At 41.8% G+C, this 19,547-nt stretch carries 19 protein-coding genes and 1 pseudogene; 12 read left to right on the top strand and 8 right to left on the bottom strand.

The window, feature by feature from the left end; all coding sequences use genetic code 11:
- Together RMZ42_RS13040 and RMZ42_RS13035 are read left to right on the top strand one after the other, a co-directional pair.
- A partial coding sequence (locus tag RMZ42_RS13040) for a PEP-CTERM sorting domain-containing protein (RefSeq protein WP_322671812.1) occupies positions 1-710 on the top strand: 710 nt, incomplete at its 5' end.
- Between the two features lie 298 nt (positions 711-1,008).
- On the top strand, positions 1,009-1,257 hold the full coding sequence (locus RMZ42_RS13035; protein ID WP_322671811.1) for a hypothetical protein: 249 nt from the start codon (positions 1,009-1,011) through the stop codon (positions 1,255-1,257).
- Here the strand turns inward: RMZ42_RS13035 and RMZ42_RS13030 are convergent.
- Positions 1,237-2,514: a HAMP domain-containing sensor histidine kinase gene (locus tag RMZ42_RS13030; protein ID WP_322671810.1), complete on the bottom strand. Its 1,278-nt coding sequence runs from the start codon at positions 2,512-2,514 to the stop codon at positions 1,237-1,239. The two genes, RMZ42_RS13035 and RMZ42_RS13030, sit on opposite strands and share 21 nt — an antisense overlap.
- A gap of 143 nt (positions 2,515-2,657) precedes the next feature.
- Positions 2,658-3,338 carry a two-component system response regulator RppA gene (gene rppA / locus RMZ42_RS13025; RefSeq protein ID WP_322671844.1) on the bottom strand — a complete coding sequence of 227 codons (681 nt, stop codon included), beginning with the start codon at positions 3,336-3,338 and terminating at the stop codon, positions 2,658-2,660.
- A gap of 102 nt (positions 3,339-3,440) precedes the next feature.
- On the opposite strand from rppA, the gene RMZ42_RS13020 reads away from it, so the two are divergent.
- Together RMZ42_RS13020 and RMZ42_RS13015 are read left to right on the top strand one after the other, a co-directional pair.
- Positions 3,441-3,866 (top strand): hypothetical protein, encoded by a 426-nt coding sequence (locus tag RMZ42_RS13020; protein WP_322671809.1) that lies wholly within the window; start codon positions 3,441-3,443, stop codon positions 3,864-3,866.
- A gap of 305 nt (positions 3,867-4,171) precedes the next feature.
- On the top strand, positions 4,172-5,011 hold the full coding sequence (locus tag RMZ42_RS13015) for a hypothetical protein (RefSeq protein ID WP_322671808.1): 840 nt from the start codon (positions 4,172-4,174) through the stop codon (positions 5,009-5,011).
- A gap of 286 nt (positions 5,012-5,297) precedes the next feature.
- On the opposite strand, the gene RMZ42_RS13010 is transcribed toward RMZ42_RS13015, so the two are convergent.
- Positions 5,298-5,786: an SRPBCC domain-containing protein gene (locus RMZ42_RS13010; RefSeq protein ID WP_322671807.1), complete on the bottom strand. Its 489-nt coding sequence runs from the start codon at positions 5,784-5,786 to the stop codon at positions 5,298-5,300.
- A 307-nt stretch (positions 5,787-6,093) separates the two neighbouring features.
- Entirely contained in the window at positions 6,094-6,519 is a 426-nt protein-coding gene (locus RMZ42_RS13005) for a universal stress protein (RefSeq protein ID WP_322671806.1), read from the bottom strand.
- 438 nt (positions 6,520-6,957) lie between these two features.
- Here RMZ42_RS13005 and RMZ42_RS13000 point away from each other — a divergent pair, with 438 nt between their 5' ends.
- The 6 genes from RMZ42_RS13000 to accD all read left to right on the top strand — a co-directional run bounded on the left by RMZ42_RS13000 (position 6,958) and on the right by accD (position 14,380).
- Complete coding sequence (locus RMZ42_RS13000; protein ID WP_322671805.1) at positions 6,958-7,500, top strand: hypothetical protein; 543 nt, start codon at positions 6,958-6,960, stop codon at positions 7,498-7,500.
- A 103-nt stretch (positions 7,501-7,603) separates the two neighbouring features.
- Positions 7,604-10,354 carry an HAD-IC family P-type ATPase gene (locus tag RMZ42_RS12995; protein WP_322671804.1) on the top strand — a complete coding sequence of 917 codons (2,751 nt, stop codon included), beginning with the start codon at positions 7,604-7,606 and terminating at the stop codon, positions 10,352-10,354.
- Positions 10,355-10,495: 141 nt separating this feature from the next.
- Positions 10,496-11,584 carry a 3-isopropylmalate dehydrogenase gene (leuB, locus tag RMZ42_RS12990; RefSeq protein ID WP_322671803.1) on the top strand — a complete coding sequence of 363 codons (1,089 nt, stop codon included), beginning with the start codon at positions 10,496-10,498 and terminating at the stop codon, positions 11,582-11,584.
- A gap of 90 nt (positions 11,585-11,674) precedes the next feature.
- Positions 11,675-11,935 carry a hypothetical protein gene (locus RMZ42_RS12985; protein WP_094347451.1) on the top strand — a complete coding sequence of 87 codons (261 nt, stop codon included), beginning with the start codon at positions 11,675-11,677 and terminating at the stop codon, positions 11,933-11,935.
- Between the two features lie 102 nt (positions 11,936-12,037).
- A complete protein-coding gene (locus RMZ42_RS12980; protein ID WP_322671802.1) occupies positions 12,038-12,865 on the top strand; it encodes a prepilin peptidase in 828 nt (275 codons plus the stop codon).
- Between the two features lie 564 nt (positions 12,866-13,429).
- The gene (gene accD, locus RMZ42_RS12975) at positions 13,430-14,380 is read left to right on the top strand and encodes an acetyl-CoA carboxylase, carboxyltransferase subunit beta (RefSeq protein ID WP_322671801.1); all 951 of its coding nucleotides are present in this window, start codon (positions 13,430-13,432) and stop codon (positions 14,378-14,380) included.
- Positions 14,381-14,594: 214 nt separating this feature from the next.
- Here accD and RMZ42_RS12970 read toward each other — a convergent pair whose 3' ends face one another.
- Positions 14,595-16,010 (bottom strand): MFS transporter, encoded by a 1,416-nt coding sequence (locus RMZ42_RS12970; protein WP_322671800.1) that lies wholly within the window; start codon positions 16,008-16,010, stop codon positions 14,595-14,597.
- A gap of 224 nt (positions 16,011-16,234) precedes the next feature.
- Between RMZ42_RS12970 and RMZ42_RS12965 the strand changes: the two genes are divergently transcribed.
- Positions 16,235-17,458, top strand: a complete 1,224-nt coding sequence (locus RMZ42_RS12965; protein ID WP_416211811.1) for an ABC transporter substrate-binding protein — start codon at positions 16,235-16,237, stop codon at positions 17,456-17,458.
- Positions 17,459-17,474: 16 nt separating this feature from the next.
- Here RMZ42_RS12965 and RMZ42_RS12960 read toward each other — a convergent pair whose 3' ends face one another.
- Both RMZ42_RS12960 and RMZ42_RS12955 read right to left on the bottom strand, forming a co-directional pair.
- Positions 17,475-17,867: a type II toxin-antitoxin system VapC family toxin gene (locus RMZ42_RS12960; protein ID WP_322671798.1), complete on the bottom strand. Its 393-nt coding sequence runs from the start codon at positions 17,865-17,867 to the stop codon at positions 17,475-17,477.
- Complete coding sequence (locus RMZ42_RS12955; protein WP_322671797.1) at positions 17,864-18,094, bottom strand: type II toxin-antitoxin system prevent-host-death family antitoxin; 231 nt, start codon at positions 18,092-18,094, stop codon at positions 17,864-17,866. Before RMZ42_RS12955 ends, RMZ42_RS12960 begins: the two co-directional genes overlap by 4 nt.
- Before the next feature lie 69 nt (positions 18,095-18,163).
- Between RMZ42_RS12955 and RMZ42_RS12950 the strand changes: the two are divergent.
- Positions 18,164-18,388 (top strand): annotated as a pseudogene (locus tag RMZ42_RS12950) (ABC transporter substrate-binding protein); the annotation flags it as partial.
- A 439-nt stretch (positions 18,389-18,827) separates the two neighbouring features.
- Here RMZ42_RS12950 and RMZ42_RS12945 read toward each other — a convergent pair.
- Positions 18,828-19,478 (bottom strand): PEP-CTERM sorting domain-containing protein, encoded by a 651-nt coding sequence (locus RMZ42_RS12945; RefSeq protein WP_322671796.1) that lies wholly within the window; start codon positions 19,476-19,478, stop codon positions 18,828-18,830.
- Positions 19,479-19,547 lie beyond the last annotated feature (69 nt).

The raw sequence follows: 19,547 nt of genomic DNA, 5'->3' as shown, positions 1-19,547 counted from the left end.
ACGCTAATGCAACATTAGGAATTGCTAATAAAAATAGCTCGGCTAATTGTTCCAAGGCTGTTGAAACTCCACCTGTTGGCATTAATACTTTAGCTGCTGCCTTTGAAACTTTACAAACTGTAACCAATAATACTCCTGAAGTTGCAAAAGACGTTAAAGCTACTGTGCAAGAGACAACTAATACCACCGTTGGACAAGTGGCTGGAGTTGCAACTGATTCTAAGACAACTGTACAAGTAAAAGACCCAAGTCAAGTTAAACTACCATCCTTGGATAACCCAACACAGATTGTCCAAACCACTGGTCAAGCTGCGGTTGGAATTAAAGCTGATCAACAAAGTACTCAAGCTAATGCAAAAGCCGACCTGGGAGTACAAATCGCTGATTTAGCCACAGTCGGTATCTGTTTAGACGCTAATGCAACATTAGGAATTGCTAATAAAAATAGCTCGGCTAATTGTTCCAAAGCTGTTGAAACTCCACCTGTTAGCGTTGTAACTTTACCTGTTGCGGTTAAAACCCCACCTGTTGCGGTTAAAATTCCACCTGTTGCGGTTGAAATTCCACCTGTTGAGGTTGAAAAGTTCTATGTTCCTATTCAAATTCCATCTGTTGGTGTTAAACCTCACCCTGTTCCCGAACCTACAACTCTTGGAGGACTTGCTTTGTTGGGAGTTTACTTTATTTCCCGCCGTCGTCAAGTCTCTTAATTTAGAACTCTTGAGTACAGTTACTCTAATGAAGATTTCTGACAATGTTTTGTCAAATCCTTGACTTAGGGCATACCTTTTGACATTGCATGCTCATTCAATCAGCGTTAGCGAAGCTTAACGAAGTTATCGCTCAACTAACAAGTCGCAAAATTTTTCTTTTACCAGTTCAATATTGCTTGTCACCTTTAACACCCAATTTTAATTACTGTACTATATATGCAGCCCTTTATCCAAAATCCTCTATCAGTAAGTCTTTTGAGACTTAACAGGAAAAGTCAGCATATGGAATTGACAATTGGGTGTCGGAGGTATTGTCGGTGGACTTTTCCCAGCGCTGAGAGTTGTAATTCAAATAGCTTATGCAGGCGCACCACTAGCATTTGCGATCGCCGGCACAATAGCTTTGATAACTACTTATGCTTATGCAAAACTTTCGGTAGCTCATCCGTGTCGAGGCGGGACAGTAACCTTCTTAAACCAGGCTTTCGGTTCAGGGCTGTTTAGTGGGACACTGAATCTTCTACTATTGGCTCATAAGTGGTAACTTTATCTGGAACGTTGAGCCTTTACCCTCATTGCTCATCACATGAATGTGACCGCCGTGAGCCTGGACAATTTGTTGAGCGATCGCTAATCCTAACCCAAATCCGCCGCTTTCTCTGGTACGTTCTGTATCAACTCGGTAAAAGCGATCGAAAATATAAGGTAAATCTGCCTCTGGAATTCCAATTCCAGTATCAATAACCTGAATTACTGCCCGATCTGGGTGAGGTTCTAAGCGTAACCAGACAGTTCCACCAGATGGAGTATAATTACAGGCGTTGTTAAGCAAGTTTTCCACAGCTAGGCGCAGCAAATCGGGGTCAGCCCACAACTCAATGGGTTGTTCTGGTAAATGGCCGATCAACTCGAGCGACGCTTTTGCAGCAACAGTATTGTAATAAATAGCTAAATTCTCTAGCAAGCTATTAAGATTAACCTTTTTGAGAGATTCGGGAGTTAATTTTCCCTGATGCCGAGCCAACAGCAGTAGGTTATTGACCAAGGTACTCATCGACTTGGCGCTATCGATGATGTTCTCTATTGAGGGATGGATTTGGGGACGGTCTGCTGCCATTAGTAACCCAACTTGGGCATTGGTTAAAATCGCAGACAAGGGCGATCGCAACTCATGAGAAGCATCTGATGTAAAGCGTTGTAGTTGATTATAGGCTTGCTGAACGGGTTGCATAGCTATGCCGCCAAGTACCCAACCTGTAAGTCCAATTAACCCCAGTGCTATAGGCACAGCAAGGGTCAACATTAACTGAAATTCTCTGAGATCGTTTTGAGTTTCTGTCAGTGGGATACCAACTTGCAGATAACCGATGACCGAATTTCCTCCTTGAACAGGTAGGGTGACTTGACGAAGCCAAAGCGTCTCACCTGTAAACTGGTCAACGGACTTAATCGTGAGAAACTCAGATGCTATTCCCAACTTTTCTGGAGGTGGAGTACCAAAAAACCGCTTGAGTTTGCCGTTGGGGTCATACCAGCGAACATAGACCAATTCAATATCAGCGGGGTGAGAACCACTACCCAATAGCGGTATATTGCTCAGATCGACTTCTTTTTGTCCTTGATACAGCCGATACTGCGAACTGGCTGCCATTAGTTCTGCTCTTTTATAAAGCAGTTGATCTAATGCTTTGAGCTTGTCTTTTACCTCAAGATTGTAAATCACTCCAGCAAAGAGAATGAGAATGCACCCCATTGAAAGGGTAAACCAACGAGCTAAGTTACGACGACTGCGGTTAAACACAACTTATGCTAATTCGTAATTCGTAATTCGTAATTCGTAATGACGCTCGCGGACTCGCTACCGCTACGCTAACGTAATTACAAGACTTTTCAAGTAATTGAACTACACTACTCCCTACTCTGCGTCTCAGTCATTATCAAGTTTCAAGATGGTTCTGGAGGGTTGAGGCGATAGCCCATACCATAGACAGTTTCAATCCAATCGGCTGCTGCTAATGTTTGCAAACGTTGGCGAAGTTTACGAACTAAAACGGTGATTGCATTGCTTTCTGGCTCACTACCCCACTCCCATACGGCTTGCTCAATTTGGTGGCGAGTCAAAACTTGCTTAGGATGACGCATGAAATACTCTAGCAACTGAAATTCTTGGCTGGAAAGGGATACAGTCGCTCCTTGGCGCTCCAAAATTAGTGTATCAAGATGAAGTTCGAGGTCTGCCAAGCAGAGGGTGTCTCCTTGCCAAAGGGGCGATCGCCTTCTCAATGCCCGCACTCGCGCCATGAACTCCACGATATCAATTGGTTTGACGAGGTAATCATCTGCTCCGGCATCTAATCCTATGACTTTATCAGGTGTGGTATCTTTTGCTGTGATCATTAATACGGGGGCAGTTTTTCCCGCCGCCCGATACTGTTGACACAAACTCACTCCACTAATTCGAGGTAACATCCAATCTAAAATCAGCAGATCGTATTCTTTTTCAGCTAAAAGCCATTGAGCGGTTTCACCATCCTTGACACCATCGACGCTGTGTCCAGCCTGAGAGAGAACCATTTGCAGCGGCATTAATTGCTTTGGATCATCCTCTACCAGTAAGATTTTCATCACCTTTATACACTTGTGCTTGTTTAGAATAATCTATTGAAGCAATCTCAACGTCTTTCATCAGTAAGATTTCAGAGGATTGTCTACCCTATTAGGATATAGATGAAGTGGGAGCTAGCAAAATCAGAAGCAGGTGTAGTGGTGTGGTGTATTAGTAAACGTTGGCTGCAAGGGTTGGGATTAGAGTTTTGGTTGCCTCTACCACTGGTAGCAGTTGTGTTTTGGCTTGGCTGTAATTTCCTAGCTGCTCAAGAGTTAAGCCGACCCAATTCTACGGAAAATAAACTTCAGTCAGATACCCAACTCGAAGCACGGATATCAGTCAATGTGTTAGTCATTAACGCTGCTGTCAACCGAACTAAAAGAATTACCCAGGTTGAAGTGGAAACAGCAGACCCCATCTTGAAGCAACTGGAATTAGAACTTCCAACAATAGAATTCAGCCAAATAGAAGCGACAATTGCCCAAGAACTAGGTCTACCCCGCGAGGATGTTAGAAAGTTAGTGCGCTATGAGATTGTGGAATAACATCGATCCGATTTCACTTTAAAAAGTAGGAAAGATTATGTGTAAACATTAGTAAGACTCACTACAAGCGGGCTTTTATCTAATCTGTATAATTCTATTTTCACTAATTTGTATAATTTACAAATAAAGCATAAATCTAATTTAGCTATTACTATAAGCAATAACTTTTGTTTTGCAACTAACTTGCAAACTTTATGTTTGATATAGTTTTATTACCAAAATTTTCTAAATTTTTACAAACAATGTTAAACTTTCCTAAATTTGTATGATAGATGAAAATATTAATAAATTAAAATTCAAAAAGTATGAGTATTTTAAAAATGTCACTTAGGACAGTATACAGTCATTTGGAAAATATCTTTCGTCAACAAATAATAGATAGTTACCCTGTAGACTGGAAAGAAGATTACATCACTATGAAAATATTGTTTGAATACAGAAAACTATTTCGTAATATTGAAATTAATGGTTTATCTTCACTACCAATTAAGGTTAATTCAATAGCATATAAACTTGATGGGAAACCTGAAACTGAATTTGGTGATATAGGTTTTCTTATAAGAATTACACATCGAAATGGTTATTTTTTTGAGGGAGTTACTTCTCTTGAAGCAAAAGTAATACATAAAGCTACAAGAAAATTCCAAGAAATTAAAGGTAAACAGTTGAATAGAATTAGCAGTAATATTAAATATCCTATGTTATTGATGTATGATTTCCGTCCTATTAAAAAGTTTCATGACTATTCATTTTTCCCTTCAATTTCAAAATCCAATCATGTAGCAGTTGTCCCTATTGACATAGTAGAATTATTTGTTAAAGACAAAGATCCAGAGTATTCTAAGAAAGATACACGTCATAAGACCCCGTTAGATGGCGAGAGTATATATCAATTTTCTGTTCCATTAGCTTATCAAATATTGTTTAGATACTTTCGAGGTCTAGATTTAGATTTTAACCCAAAGCTAATTCGTTCTATAAAAGGTTTGGAATTTGAAGATTTATCTAATGTACAAGAAATAAGTTTGCCTCAATACCTTTTGGTTATATCAGTAAGTTATGGTGATTCGGAGCTAAGTATGGATTTTGATATAAATACAAGTATCTTTAGCGAAATAATGTCCTCGGAACCAGAAGATTTTTAAGAATATTCCCAAAAAAATAGGTTGTACACTTAGATAATCCACTCAACTCCCATCAAGCTAAGGCGATGGAAATGTATTATTAAAAGCCTTGACGCTGCAATCAAAGTACATAAGACTGCCTGCCGTAAAACCTTATAAATAAAGCTTTGGAGCGAGTTATGATTCCTTTGCTTATTTTTGTTTCTTACTGGCGTCTAATTTCCAAACAAATCTTTAAAGAAGTTATTAAAGTATGGATTAGAATCTATGCCTCATCAAACCCTTGATTCATATCTGGGGATTCAGACTAGACTTTTGTATTCAATTGAGTAGTCGTAGTTTGATTAATGCGTTCTGCCTTGGTTTTTAATGTTTGATTCATGGCTTCAAACCCTTGGCGAACGTCAATATTTAATCGACGAGCTAGCAGAGGTACTAGTAAACCCTGGAAAGATTCTTGCTGAATGAAGCGGACGCGTAGGCGTAGTCCGTCGTAGACATCGCTTGCTAACGGTTCAATGATAAAGCTATGTTCAACGTCAAATAACCCTGGTATCAAAAAGTGCCATAACCAGCGCAGTTTGCGATTAGGTTCTACCGTAATCACCGTAGGTCGAAAGGTCACAATATCTCTACCCGGAGGCTGAAAGTGAACGGTTAGCTGTGCTCCTTTACTGAGCGAACCACTAATTTGACGAATAAACAGATTCCAATGTGGAAAACTGGCAAAATCAGTAAGTAAGTTCCAGACTTGCTTATCAGATGCCTGAATTTCAATTTCAGTGTAGATTTTCATGGGTAAGAGTTGATAGAAAAACCAGAATTAAAAGGGTTATTCCTGCTAAAAATAACCCAATGTATTGTCGTCCTAGTACTCGACCAATCCAAAAATTACGGGTGAAGACAGGCAGATAAAGCAGGGGGAGCAAAGAAAGAAAATAACTTGATTTGCTTACCATAAAATAAACTCTGCAAAGTCTCTTTGATGGACTACGAGTAAACTAGATTGTTTATTGCAAAGCATAATGAATACTATTCATAGAAAACTCGCGTTTTAACAGCAAAATTCTGGCGGTTGCGGTTGGTAGACAGTTGTCAAGAAACTACTGACCTTGAACAACCAAAACGGAACATGGAGCGTGATGAACTACGTGATTGCTCACACTTCCTGCTAAAAGTTCGGCAAATCCATTAAGTCCTCTACGACCAAGCACAATCAAATCTGCTCCCCAACTCCGGGCTAAATCACAGATATTAGTGCCAGGATCTCCTGTTTGATAACTGGATTCTGCCATAATGCCTAGTGTTTTCGCTTTCTGATAGTACAACTGAAGTAAACTTTGTGCCTGTTGTGTTTCTATTTCCAGGTCTACTAAGTTCACAGTGAGTTGACTAGAAGTTGCTAGCTCAATGCTGTGACCAATCATTAACTGAGCAGCATCTCTTTGGGCTAACTCCAGCGCTTTTATAAACACTGTTGCAGTCGCAGGTGAATCATCGACCGCCACTAAAATCTTTTTAAAGCTCATATCCAACTCCAATAATCAATTACTTCATTCTCATTTGTTGTCTTTTAGCTTGAGGGACAAATATGATTTAAAAGTGAAATTAGGTAGATAAATGATTTATTCACTTTTCGTTCACATTCATCAGCAATCCTGGAAAAGAAGCAGAGAAACGAAACTAAGCTAACTGAGATTTAAAACGAATCTCTTACCTAATACGGTTCATGCTCAAACTATAAAACTATAGTTTTTACTATTTGGAGATTAATATAGCGGCTTGCAGTTGAGTTCAATACAGACCTAACCCCTAACCCCTTCCCTACAAGGGAAGGGGAGTAAGATTCAAAGCCTCTCTCCTTGTAGGAGAGAGGTTTGGAGAGAGGTCAAAACTGTACTTCACCCAAGCGATAACCGCTATAAAGCTTCGTTTTAAACTTATTGATTTTGATAGGAGATGTTGTGATGAATTTCAGTCCAGTTAAAAATGCAATCGGAATCATTTCTACCCGTCAGGCTGCAACGCAGGCGCTTGATGAACTCAGAGCGATTGACTTTCCCATGCAGAAAATTTCTGTATTCACTTTAGACTCTGAAGACGAAAAGTTGTACGAGGATGCTAATGCGGGTAAACATCTCATAACTCCGATCGAAGGTGCTAAAGCAGGCGCAATTACAGGAGGAACAACCGGGGGCTTCTTGGCGCTAACAGCCGGACTTGGCGTATTAGTTATTCCTGGTTTTGGGCCGGCATTAGCGGTTGAATCTGTGCTGGGTACACTGCTGGCGGGTGGAGCAAGTGCGATTTTTGGCAGTGTTTATGGTGCATTTCAAGGTTGGTTTGCTCCCGAAAGGCAACCTAGACTCTGTGAGTCAGGCACCTGCCAAGAAAAATTTTTGGTGAAGGTAGAGGGAACAACAGATGAAATCTGGCAAGCAGAATCGATTCTCAGTTATTGGGGTGTGCAGCAATGGCATATTTATGAACTTAGCAAAAGATTCTCGTAATCACACCAATTTGAAAAAAGAAAAGTACAGATTCAAACAGAGAAATCCATATAAATCTGATGAATCTTAATTACGAATTACGAATTAGTTTTTGGAGACACAAATGACAGCAGATACGATCGCTACAAATACTTTTGCTCAGACAACAGAAGATTTACTCAACTATGAATGGCATACTCTGGGCGAACAAAAGGTTGTGCAAACCTTAGCCAGCCATCCTGAAGCGGGTTTGAGCCATGAAGAAGCTACCACCCGACACCAGCAGATGGGTGCAAATCAACTGACTGCTAAAAATGGAAAAAGTCCTTGGCTACGATTTTTAGAGCAATTTAATCAACCACTACTATATATTTTGCTGACGGCGGGACTGGTGACACTGCTGCTCAAAGATTGGATAGATGCGGGAGTAATTTTTGGTGTCACCCTGATTAACGTTATCATTGGCTACATTCAAGAATCGAAAGCAGAAGGTGCGATCGCTGCTTTATCCAAAGCTGTCACCACTGAAGCAACTGTGATTCGCAATAGTCAAAAAACTCGTTTGGCTTCGACTGAACTTGTTCTGGGTGATTTGGTATTACTGGCATCTGGGGATAAAGTGCCTGCGGATCTGCGGCTATTAACTGTGCGTGGCTTGCAAGTTGACGAGTCTGCCTTAACAGGCGAATCCGTTCCGGTGGAGAAAGTAACCCAATTGTTGGATGTCGAGACACCGTTAGCCGAACGCAGCAATATGGTCTATGCCGGAAGTTTTGTTACTTTTGGACAGGCAGAAGGGATTGTAGTAGCGATCGCAGATGCCACCGAAACCGGTCGGATCTCCCAGTTAATTGAAAGCAGCACAAATCTGAAAACGCCGCTAACACGAAATATTGACAAGTTTAGCAAAAGCTTGTTGTATGTCATTTTAGGTTTAGCTGCCCTGACATTTGCAGTCGGATTAGGACAGGGCGAATCTTGGATTGATGTTTTTAAAGCGAGTGTAGCTCTGGTAGTCAGCGCGATTCCCGAAGGATTACCTGCGATTGTTACAGTCACGTTGGCGATCGGAGTTTCCCGGATGGCACGACGTAAGGCGATTATTCGCAAGCTACCTGCTGTGGAAACCTTGGGAAGTACCACCGTTATTTGTTCTGACAAAACTGGGACTTTAACTGAGAATCAGATGACGGTTCAAAAGATTTATGCAGGTGGACAACACTACACCGTTAGCGGTATTGGTTATGCCCCAGACGGTGAAATCCTAATGAATGGACAGCCTGTTGATTTCAATGCAGATGGACATATTGCTCTTTGGGAATCCTTGGAAGCAGGATTGCTCTGCAATGATTCTCATATCGAATGGGGAGATGGACAGTGGGACTTAGTAGGAACCCCAACCGAGGGAGCATTGATTACAGCTGCCAACAAAGTGGGATTGACGCAAGCAAATCTAGAGCAAGAATTACCTAGAATCGACACCATTCCTTTTGAGTCTCAATTCCAATACATGGCGACTTTGCATGAATTGGATGCAAAGCGATCGCTCAATGTCATTTATCTCAAAGGTTCTGTAGAGGCAATTCTCCAACGATGCGATCGCATGTTCGATGCTCAAGGAAAACTCGCTCGTCTCAATCCTGCCACAGTGGAGCAGGAAGTTGCTGGTATGGCAAACCAAGGGTTACGAGTGCTAGCTTTTGCCAGCAAAGAAGTTGCCAGTAAGCGATCCTTGGATCGCAATGATATCGATCGAGGACTGGTGTTTCTGGGACTTCAAGGCATAATCGATCCGCCTCGTGAGGAAGCGATCGCCGCAGTAAAAGCTTGTCAATCTGCTGGAATTCAGGTAAAAATGATTACAGGGGATCATGCACTAACAGCAGCTGCGATCGCCCGTCAAATGGGAATTTGCTCGACTGAAGCACAAGTTTTCACTGGACAGCAATTAACTCAGATGGATGAAAAAGAATTCACCCAAGCGGCTGAGGAAGGTATGGTTTTTGCGCGAGTTGCTCCAGAACAAAAATTGCATCTGGTGAAAGCGTTGCAGTCTCAGGGTGAAATTGTTGCCATGACTGGAGACGGTGTCAATGATGCTCCCGCTCTCAAACAGGCAGATATTGGTGTAGCGATGGGCATAGCCGGGGCAGAGGTTGCCAAAGAATCGGCGGATATGCTTTTAACTGACGATAACTTCGCTTCAATAGAAGCTGCTGTGGAGGAAGGACGTGGTGTTTACCGCAACTTACGAAAAGCGATCGCCTTCTTGCTGCCGATTAACGTTGGTGAATCCATGACAATTTTGATTGCCATTCTCCTGGCAACTGTGCTTCCCATCTTACCAATCCAAATTCTTTGGTTGAACATGGTTAGTTCAGTAGGGTTGATTGTTCCCCTCGCTTTTGAGCCAAAATCTGGACAGGTGATGGAGCAACCACCACGCAACCCTAGAGAAAAGCTTTTATCAGGTAGTTTACTTAAACGCATATTAGCGATTTCTGTTTTCAATTGGGTGGTAATTTTTGGGGTGTTTCAATGGATACTGCAAACTACAGGCAATGAAGCCTTAGCTCGCACAATGGCGATTAATGGATTGGTGGCAGCAGAAGTCTTTTACCTGTTAAGCATTACCCAGTTTTTACCATCTCTAGTCGTGAGAATCCAAGGTAAACGCACACCCGTAGCCTATGCACCTGCGATCGGAATTGTGGCTGTGGTGATTTTACAATGTCTGTTTAGTCAGTGGAGCATAATGAATCAAGTGTTTGACACCACACCTTTGACATTTATCCAAGCTCTTATTTGTATGGGTGTAGGTTTGCCAGTGGTATTTATAGCTCTCATCTTGCAGCGTTTCGATCCGCTCAACTAGGGATATAGGACTTTTTTGGTAGTTTCATCCAATGCCAGATGATTACGTTAGAGCTACACCCAAATAAATTAAAAACTCCATCAGTACATTTTACTAGGTATGATATTTGATCTGCAAGCATTTACTTAGTAATAATCAGCTATGACCCAGAACTACCGCATTACTCTACTCCCCGGCGATGGCATTGGCCCTGAAATTATGGCAGTGGCGGTAGATGTGCTGAAAGTCGTAGGGAAGCAATTCGATCTGAAGTTTGAATTCCAAGAAGCTCTCATCGGTGGTGCAGCAATTGATGCCACAGGCGAACCCCTACCATCTGCCACTCTAGAGACTTGCCGTAATAGTGATGCTGTATTACTCGCAGCGATTGGTGGTTATAAGTGGGATTCTCTGCCATCCGATTTACGCCCAGAAGCAGGTTTGTTAGGACTGCGTGCAGGTTTAGGATTATTTGCCAATTTGCGCCCAGCGAAAATTTTGCCCCAGCTAATCGACGCCTCAACTTTGAAACGCGAAATTGTCGAAGGCGTGGATATTATGGTGGTGCGCGAACTCACTGGTGGGATTTACTTTGGTAAACCTAAAGGGATTTTTGCTACAGAAACTGGTGAGAAACGCGGTGTAAATACAATGGTTTACACCGAATCAGAAATTGAACGCATTGGGCGAGTGGCCTTTGAAACAGCCCAAAAACGCGGTGGAAAACTTTGTTCAGTAGATAAGGCGAACGTATTAGAAGTATCTCAGTTGTGGCGCGATCGCATCACCCAACTTTCTCAGGAATATCCAGATATCGAACTCTCTCATTTATATGTAGATAATGCTGCTATGCAGTTAGTACGCGCTCCCAAACAGTTCGACACTATTGTTACAGGCAACTTGTTTGGCGATATTCTCTCTGATGCTGCTGCCATGCTCACAGGTAGTATTGGGATGTTACCCTCAGCTAGTTTGGGTGCTTCTGGCCCTGGTGTATTTGAACCAGTTCATGGTTCCGCCCCAGATATTGCTGGACAGGATAAGGCAAATCCTTTAGCACAGGTTTTGAGTGTGGCGATGATGTTACGCTACGGTTTAGACCAACCAAAAGCAGCAGATCGCATCGAACAAGCCGTATTGCAAGTTTTAGAACAAGGCGATCGCACCGGAGATATAATTTCTCTAGGAAAAAATCTCCTTGGTTGCCGCGCTATGGGAGACTCACTCATCAAAGCTATGGAACAAAAATAATTTTATATAGCAACTTGGGCAATTTGGCAACCTTTGCTATAAGTTTCGGGTAGACTAAAGGGAAATCTAGCAATCAAATAACAGTCGATAGTGTACGCATTACGACAAGGTCAAGTAAATTTTACCGCCCCAAAGAACCAATCGCCTTTGATTGATCCCTCTGTAATCAGAGCTGCTGGGCAGATATACTATACTCACTGTGAAGTCCATCCCGAAATAGCAGGGCAACCTTCCGGTGTAGCAATTAATCGTGTGACTCATCGAGGCAAGGTTATTTTTACTAACCAGCCAGTTCTTTTACCTCAAGAGTGTTTTGTGCCCTTAAGTCAAATTGAATCCCACATGTATTAGTCATTGGTCATTGGTCATTGGTCATTGGTTATTAGTTATTGACAAAGGACAAATGACAAAGGACAAATGACAAAGGACAAATGACAAAGGACAAATGACTGTATGGACATTTTGTTCGCCATCCCGGCGAGTGTAATGGTCTTTGCTTTGGGTGCATCTATTGGTAGTTTTCTCAATGTTATTGTTTACCGCCTACCTGCTGGGTTGTCAATTCTTTGGCCGCCTTCTCGTTGTCCTAAATGCTTAAACCAGCTAAAAGCTTACGACAACGTACCAGTGTTCGGCTGGATTTCCTTAAGAGGGCGGTGTCGATATTGCAAAAGCAAAATTTCTGTCCGTTATCCTGTGGTAGAAGGGGTAACGGGCATAATTTTTTTACTAATTTTTTGGGTATTTCAAGTTTCAACTTTAACAATAGGCTATTGGGCTTTTTGCAGTTGGTTATTGGCGCTATCACTCATCGACTTAGATACAATGACCCTACCCAATCCACTTACTAAGTCGGGTTTAGTGGTGGGAATTTTGTTTCAAATGGTAGTTGGTTTTCTACCAGAGGGTAGTTTTGTGGCATTGGTAAATCACCTTATGATCGCTATAGTTGGCGCAGTATTAGGCTTATGGCTGTTTGAGGCGATTGCCCTATTGAGTTCAATTGCCTTTGGTAAAGAAGCAATGGGTACAGGTGATCCCAAGTTAGCAGCCATGATGGGAGCCTGGTTAGGCTGGAAATACTTGCTCTTAGCTAGTTTTATTGCCTGTGCGTTGGGAGCAGTAATTGGTATCGGTATTTTGATTATGCAGCGATCGCGACAAAAATTAGGACAAAAGATACCTTTTGGGCCTTTTCTGGCTTTAGGATCTGTGATTACGCTGTTTAGCGGCGAAGCCATTTTGTCTAGCTACCTGCGGTTATTTTTTCCAGCGTCTTGAATTGAAGTAGGGAGCAGAGGAGCAGAGGAGCAGGGAAGATGAGGAAGACAAGGGGATAAAGGAATAACCATGCCCAATGCCCCATGCCCAATCCCCTTTCATAAAAAATATTTATAATTCGTGACTGTAACCAACATTACCCCATCTGCCCTTCACATTTTGATAATATTCAGCTTGTGACTTGTATTACCCTCTTAACGACGATTAACCGTTGGCAAGTACAACTAGTGCAACAGATGCTGATTGTTCAAAACCCAGCAATACAAATAATTGATTAGGGTGGGAGGGGGAGAGCATCTTATTTGGAGGTTGGTATTCTCATGGTTTTGTCACTACGTCCATATAATTAAGTCTGCTGAAAAAAAGAGCAAGAGACTTGTATTGGTATAAGTATTTTCGTTAAGCTGGCAACCAAAGACAAAAATTAAGGTCTGAATTGCTTAAAAACGTAGTTTAACGATGTATTCATAAGTCATTAGTAAAGACAAATGACTTATGACTAAGCACAACCCAATACGGTTTGACATGTTTTCGACCTCATACCCACTTAAAATAAAATAAAAAATGGCTAACAACGAAGAATCACGTGGTTTAAAGTCTCTATTTGATTGGTTTGCAAATCGAAGGAAGTCAGGATCTACCAGCCTCGAACGCCAAGAGCGTGAAATTGCTGATGGTTTGTGGCATAAATGTTCTAAATGTGGCGTGTTGGCATATACAAAAGACCTGAAAGCCAATCAGATGGTTTGTGTCGAATGTGGTCATCACAATCGGGTAGATAGTGATGAGCGCATCCGTCAATTGATAGATAACAATACCTGGAAACCGCTGGATGAGCATTTGCGTCCAACCGACCCGTTAGAATTTCGCGATCGCAAACTCTACAGCGATCGCTTGCGGGAAACACAAGATAAAATTGGCTTAATAGATGCAGTTAGAACTGGTTTAGGTCAAATCAATAGTTTGCCCATTGCCCTTGGGGTTATGGACTTCCGCTTCATGGGTGGTAGTATGGGTTCCGTTGTGGGAGAAAGACTCACCCGGATGATTGAGCAAGCCACTCAACGCCGCTATCCTGTAGTTATCATCTGTACCTCCGGTGGCGCGAGAATGCAAGAAGGTATGCTCTCTTTGATGCAGATGGCGAAAATCTCCGCAGCCTTACAGCGCCATAAAGACGCGCGACTATTATATATTCCAGTTTTGACCAATCCGACAACGGGCGGCGTTACCGCTAGTTTTGCAATGTTGGGCGATATAATTTTGGCAGAACCCAAGGCAACCATTGGTTTTGCTGGTCGGCGAGTGATTGAGCAAACCCTGCGGGAAAAACTACCCGAAAATTTCCAGACTGCTGAAGATTTGCTCCAGCATGGTTTTGTTGATGATATCGTACCCCGTACCCAATTAAAGAACACCCTAGCCCAGCTGATTGCTCTACATCAGCCTGTATTAACAACACCTCACATGGTGTTGTGGGAAACAATGTCCTTGACTTCTACTGCGGCAGAATAAAGTTTGGGGCATTGGGGATTGGGCATTGGGCATTGGGTATTAGGAGTGCTGTTAGCGGAAAGCTAAGGTTTAGCCCGTGCTGAGTTAGGAGTTAGGAGTTAAGAGTTAAGAGTTAAGAGTTAGGAAGGAGTTTTGTTTATCTCCTTGTCCCCTTGTCCCCTTGTCCCCTCATCTCCCCTGCTCCCCTGCTCCCCTGCTCCCCACTCCCCACTCCCTAACCTCTTTGCTCTTGGAGAAACATGAGCGGAACAAGGGCTACTAGTCGGAATACACCAGAGAGGACAAACAAGCTTAGTAAACCTCCAGACTGGGAAAATTGGACGATGAAACTGCCTATAGTTGTGCCCAAAGCGCCACTTACTCCAGCAACGGCAGCTGCGATCGCAAAATAGATAGACTGATTTTTAGTTGGTGCGATCGCCAATTGTATATTGTTGTTGCACAAGTCAATTGCCGCCCAAGTCCCTCCAATCAAGATGTGTAACAGTGGCAACCACAGCCAGATGTCAAGGCGATTAACACTAATCCCCAGCCACAGAAATGGTGTAGCTGCAACCAAAATCCCAATAGAGATGAGGATGGGACGATTGCCTATCTTGTCTGCTAATTTTCCCCAGAGGATAAACATCAGCAAAGTCGCCCCCGCCTGAAAGCTGTTGTAGATAGTCACGTAGCTTACATTCAAATCCAGCGTATCGAGCATATAAAGGTTAAAAAAAGGACTGCTGAGGTTAACAGCAAGCGTCCAAAAGCTGAAATACAGCAGAAAAATCAAAAAGTTAGAGTTTTTCCAGATGCTGTTAATTGACTGGTCTTGTGGTGGATGAATTGATTGAAGGACTTTAGAAGATTCATCTTTTGCAACCTCTGATTGAATCTCACTTGGGGTTAACTGGCCATAATAAGTGTTTTGCGATCGCGGATTCATATCCACCTGGAAATACTGACATCCTAATCCTATAATCCCAAACACAACGCTTACCAGTAGAACTATCCCATAACCTTGTAGAGATCCCCCATACCAATGTGATACAACTAGACCGGCAATTGGTACGCAAACTAAAGTGCTAAGGTTAGCAGCACTATTGCGTGTCCCAAAAAACCTGCCTCGTAATTGCCGGGGAACTATCATTGCTACCCAACTGAGCCACGATGCGCTTCCTAGTCCTCCCAAAAGATTGCTGAATAGAACAATCAAGAGTGTCAATATGACTAACTGGTGAGCATCAATCACTCCCAAGCTGGCGCTGACAATACCAATTACTAAAATCAGCCATATCAGCCGACCAATTCCGTGTGTCCGAAGCAAATATTGAAAGCGGCTGGTGCTGCGTTCAGACAAGTAAGCACCCAACGGCTGAATGAGATTGACCAACATGGGAATAGAAGACAGCATCCCAAATACCACTGGACTAGCACCCAACTCCACTAATAAATTGCTGAGTAAAATCCCGCCAGTTCCAAGAGAGTAAACCGATGCTAAGACAGCATCCCCAGTGGAGGCTTTTAAACTGGTGCGAATAGTATCCTTAGAAATTCGAGAGTTTGAAGAGATTGCTGTTGGTGGCAAGGCAATCTGGGTAAATTCCAGAGTCAGTGGCGCAGTTGTTTCAATCTGAACAGAATCCATCAACATAAATTATGGGTGAAGTATCCTCGGACAAATCAGGTTGGAAAGGAACTCAGTATGCTTGAATTAGCATTGCTGATAATTTTTCGTTATTTTAGCTTGCAATTTTCAGCCAAAATTTCAAATAAGTAAAATATCATTCCTTAATAACACAAGGTATAAGCGGGGAAAGAGAATATTATTTGTTTGTGAACACTAAAGGATTATTTAATTTTTTGGCATTGGTGATAGCGATCGCGATCGCTATTATTGCTTGTCAAAGCCTACAATTGCCAAGCAAACCGTTAGCATCTACCGCAGTCACCATCAAACTTAGTGGTTGGGGAGGCTCTCCCATTGAGCAAAAACTATTAAGACAAGTACTGCAAGACTTTGAAGCACAACATCCAACTATTAAGGTCAAATATGAGGTAATTTCCGACCAATACATGGATGTAATCAAAACTCGTTTGGTTGGGGAAGCTGCGCCCGATGTTTTTTATCTGGATGCGCTCGAAGCTCCTTTCTTAATGAGTCAGAATGTCTTAGAACCGTTAGAAGGTTATATTACCCCCGAATTTGACCTCGCGGATTTTGAGGATACCCTACTCGACAGTTTCAAATACCAGAATCATATTTACGGTCTTCCCAAAGACTATTCCACCCTGGCCCTGTTTTATAACAAAAAAGCCTTCGCTGCCGCAGGCTTAAGTAATCCGCCAGCGACTTGGGAGGAATTACGTAACTACTCGCAACAATTAACAGGCAAACTTAACAAATATGGGTTTGGTGAAATTCCTGAATTGGCGCGTCAAGCTTATAAAATTAAAGCTTTTGGTGGACAGCTCGTAGATAAAAATGGTTATGCTACTTTTGCCAGTGAGTCAGGTTTACAGGGTTTAGAGTTAGTAGTAAACCAATATCAAAAAGACCGCTCATCTGCCCAAAAATCTGATGTAGGGACAAACTCAGGTAGTGAAATGTTTGGTCAGAGTAAAGTAGCAATGGCGATTGAAGGTAACTGGGCAATTCCCTATCTAACTGAAACCTTTCCCCAAGTAGAGTTTGCTACTGCACCAGTACCTACAATTAATGATAAAAAAGGCACAATGGTGTTTACAGTTGCCTACGTGATGAATAAGCAAGCACAACACAAAGCCGAAGCTTGGAAATTGATTTCTTATCTCACGGGTAAAGAAGGAATGCAAAAGTGGACAGGAACAGGGTTTGCTTTGCCAACACGTAAATCAGTGGCAAAGAATTTGGGTTATGACCAAGACTCGTTGCGATCGCCATTAGTCGCGGGAGTTAGTTATGCTACACCGTGGCAGGTGGGTCAATATCCAAGTGCGATCGTCAATAATTTTGATAACCAGTTTGTCAGCGCCTTGTTGGGACAACAACCATTAAAACAAGCAATGCTGAAGGCAGAGAATGAAGCTAATCAGCAAATTAAGACGATGGAGTAAGCGATCTTTCTTAACTTCACCAAATCACGTTTGAGTAAAAATTTGCTATTTCTTTATCTGAGGTAATTATTGCAGCTTGATTACTTCTGGCTAGTGCAACGACAACTCGATCTACTGGATCTCGATGACCCCATTCTAAATTGACACTTTCCATCCAAATATTTTCATCAATAGGTACAATCTGAACAGTACTAGACTTTTTTAGCGTTACTACGTACTCGTTAAGATTGACTCCTAAATCTAGTTTTTTATTTTTGATTTTTATAGCAATTTCCCATATAGCTATGGACGGGACAAGACCATTTTTATCCCTTTCCATGTAGTTGCACGCTTCTTTGGCTGGTTCAGAAAGTTTGGTTGGATCTAAACTCCACCAGATTAGGGCACAAGTGTCAAGGACTATCTTCACAATTGCACCCATTCCTCAGTGGTTGGTGTAGTTAAATCTTCAAAATACTGCACTTTACCGCGCATTTCTCCAAATAACTCTTCTGTTGAAGGTGCTTGTGCGTATTTGGAAATTTTCACGACTGGTTTACCGCGATCGGTAACTACAATTTCTTCACCTTCTGACTCTACCAGTCGCAAGAACTCAAGAAGTTGAGATTTGAGTTTACTTTTGGAAATTGATTTCATAATAACCATAGTCATGACTATAGTCATATTGTAATAGGGTATAGCATTGGTTTTCACTTGCTATTTCCCGGCTATGACCAAGACCCACTGCGATCGCCATTAGTTGCGGGAGTTAGTTATGCTACACCGTGGCAGGTGGGTCAATATCCAAGTGCGTAGGCGTAGCCCGCCGTAGGCATCGTCAATAATTTTGATAGCCAGTTTGTCAGCGCCTTGTTGGGACAACAACCATTAAAGCAAGCGATGCTGAAGGCAGAAAATGAAGCTAATCAGCAGATTAAGACGATGGAGTAAGTAATCTTTCTTACCTCTACCAAATCACTTCTGAGTAGAAATTTCCTATCTCTTTATCAGATGTAATTATTTGTCTACGTATAGTCGATTATTATAATGTCAAATAATTTTTGTGCCATGTCTAATACTTCTGCCCTCGAAAAACAGTTCATCAGGGTATTTCTGACTCCGAGTGGGTACTATTTGAAAACAGTTCACACATGCCTCATCTAGAAGAGACAGAAAGATTTTTACAAGTCTTAGACGACTTTTTAAATCGTGTCGAAACAGCCTTATAAAGTTGAGATTGTAAATTGAGTCTCATATTCCTTAAACCTAACTCTTCACTTATTCTCGAATTCTCAAAGTTCCGAGTTCTGAGTACGAAGTTCCGATATTGTAAACATTAAAGCATCCATAATAATAATTAAAGCGTTTATGAATACTTTAATGTTTGCCACTAATGTTGTTTTCTAGCAGTTCTCTTTCGCTTTGCAAACGAACTAACAGCTAATCCCCCAAACGCTACTACTGTCCCCATGATGGTTGTTGGTTCTGGAACTTCTTGAGGAACTTCGATAGAACCACTTACTAAAGCCAGACCATTCAAGGTAATAATTGATCCAAAATTAACTATGTCTTCTTCGGAGAACAATAGTGTGCTTATACCATTTTTGAATATGCCCTTACCGCCAGTGATATTCACAATGCCAGAACCTTTCGCTGTCAGATTATCAAAATTAACTGAAGCACTGGCATCACTAGTTCCAAATAACTTGTTATCACCGTTGCCAAACACGATGTAGCCTAATGGGAAACCTTGAACACCAAATACTTCTGGATTATTGTTAAAAGTGAGATTTCCTTTGTCATCAATCACGGAGTATGTCAAACCTTTGTATAATTCTAAATCATAGGGGGCATCATCACTCAAACCAACCTCAAATACCTGCGAAACGTTGCCTGAAATAGGCGTAATATTGACTGTTGTCCGATAATTGCCAATAAATGGATAAATGGTCTTTGCTGTTGCTCTGCTTACATTTGAGCAAAGACTAACTGAGGTCAAAACTAGTGGAACAATCCACATTCTGAGTGAATGAAGCATCATTTAAAATCTCCACTTTTACAAAGTACCTATTTTCACAGGGAGTTTACAATACCTAAGAAGCAGTTACAA

The organism is Nostoc sp. DedQUE05, from assembly GCF_034530955.1.
Classification (GTDB): Bacteria; Cyanobacteriota; Cyanobacteriia; order Cyanobacteriales; family Nostocaceae; genus Nostoc.
The sequence above is the reverse complement of the archived record's forward strand: the minus strand, read 5'-3'. Positions and strand labels throughout refer to the sequence as shown.

Excerpts from the sequence above, each read along its gene's own strand:
- rppA (WP_322671844.1), bottom strand. The coding sequence starts at position 3,338 with ATGAAAATCTTACTGGTAGAGGATGATCCAAAGCAATTAATGCCGCTG.
- RMZ42_RS13020 (WP_322671809.1), top strand. The coding sequence starts at position 3,441 with ATGAAGTGGGAGCTAGCAAAATCAGAAGCAGGTGTAGTGGTGTGGTGT.
- RMZ42_RS13015 (WP_322671808.1), top strand. The coding sequence starts at position 4,172 with ATGAGTATTTTAAAAATGTCACTTAGGACAGTATACAGTCATTTGGAA.
- RMZ42_RS13010 (WP_322671807.1), bottom strand. The coding sequence starts at position 5,786 with ATGAAAATCTACACTGAAATTGAAATTCAGGCATCTGATAAGCAAGTC.
- RMZ42_RS13005 (WP_322671806.1), bottom strand. The coding sequence starts at position 6,519 with ATGAGCTTTAAAAAGATTTTAGTGGCGGTCGATGATTCACCTGCGACT.
- RMZ42_RS13000 (WP_322671805.1), top strand. The coding sequence starts at position 6,958 with ATGAATTTCAGTCCAGTTAAAAATGCAATCGGAATCATTTCTACCCGT.
- RMZ42_RS12995 (WP_322671804.1), top strand. The coding sequence starts at position 7,604 with ATGACAGCAGATACGATCGCTACAAATACTTTTGCTCAGACAACAGAA.
- leuB (WP_322671803.1), top strand. The coding sequence starts at position 10,496 with ATGACCCAGAACTACCGCATTACTCTACTCCCCGGCGATGGCATTGGC.
- RMZ42_RS12980 (WP_322671802.1), top strand. The coding sequence starts at position 12,038 with ATGGACATTTTGTTCGCCATCCCGGCGAGTGTAATGGTCTTTGCTTTG.
- accD (WP_322671801.1), top strand. The coding sequence starts at position 13,430 with ATGGCTAACAACGAAGAATCACGTGGTTTAAAGTCTCTATTTGATTGG.
- RMZ42_RS12970 (WP_322671800.1), bottom strand. The coding sequence starts at position 16,010 with ATGGATTCTGTTCAGATTGAAACAACTGCGCCACTGACTCTGGAATTT.
- RMZ42_RS12955 (WP_322671797.1), bottom strand. The coding sequence starts at position 18,094 with ATGAAATCAATTTCCAAAAGTAAACTCAAATCTCAACTTCTTGAGTTC.
- RMZ42_RS12945 (WP_322671796.1), bottom strand. The coding sequence starts at position 19,478 with ATGATGCTTCATTCACTCAGAATGTGGATTGTTCCACTAGTTTTGACC.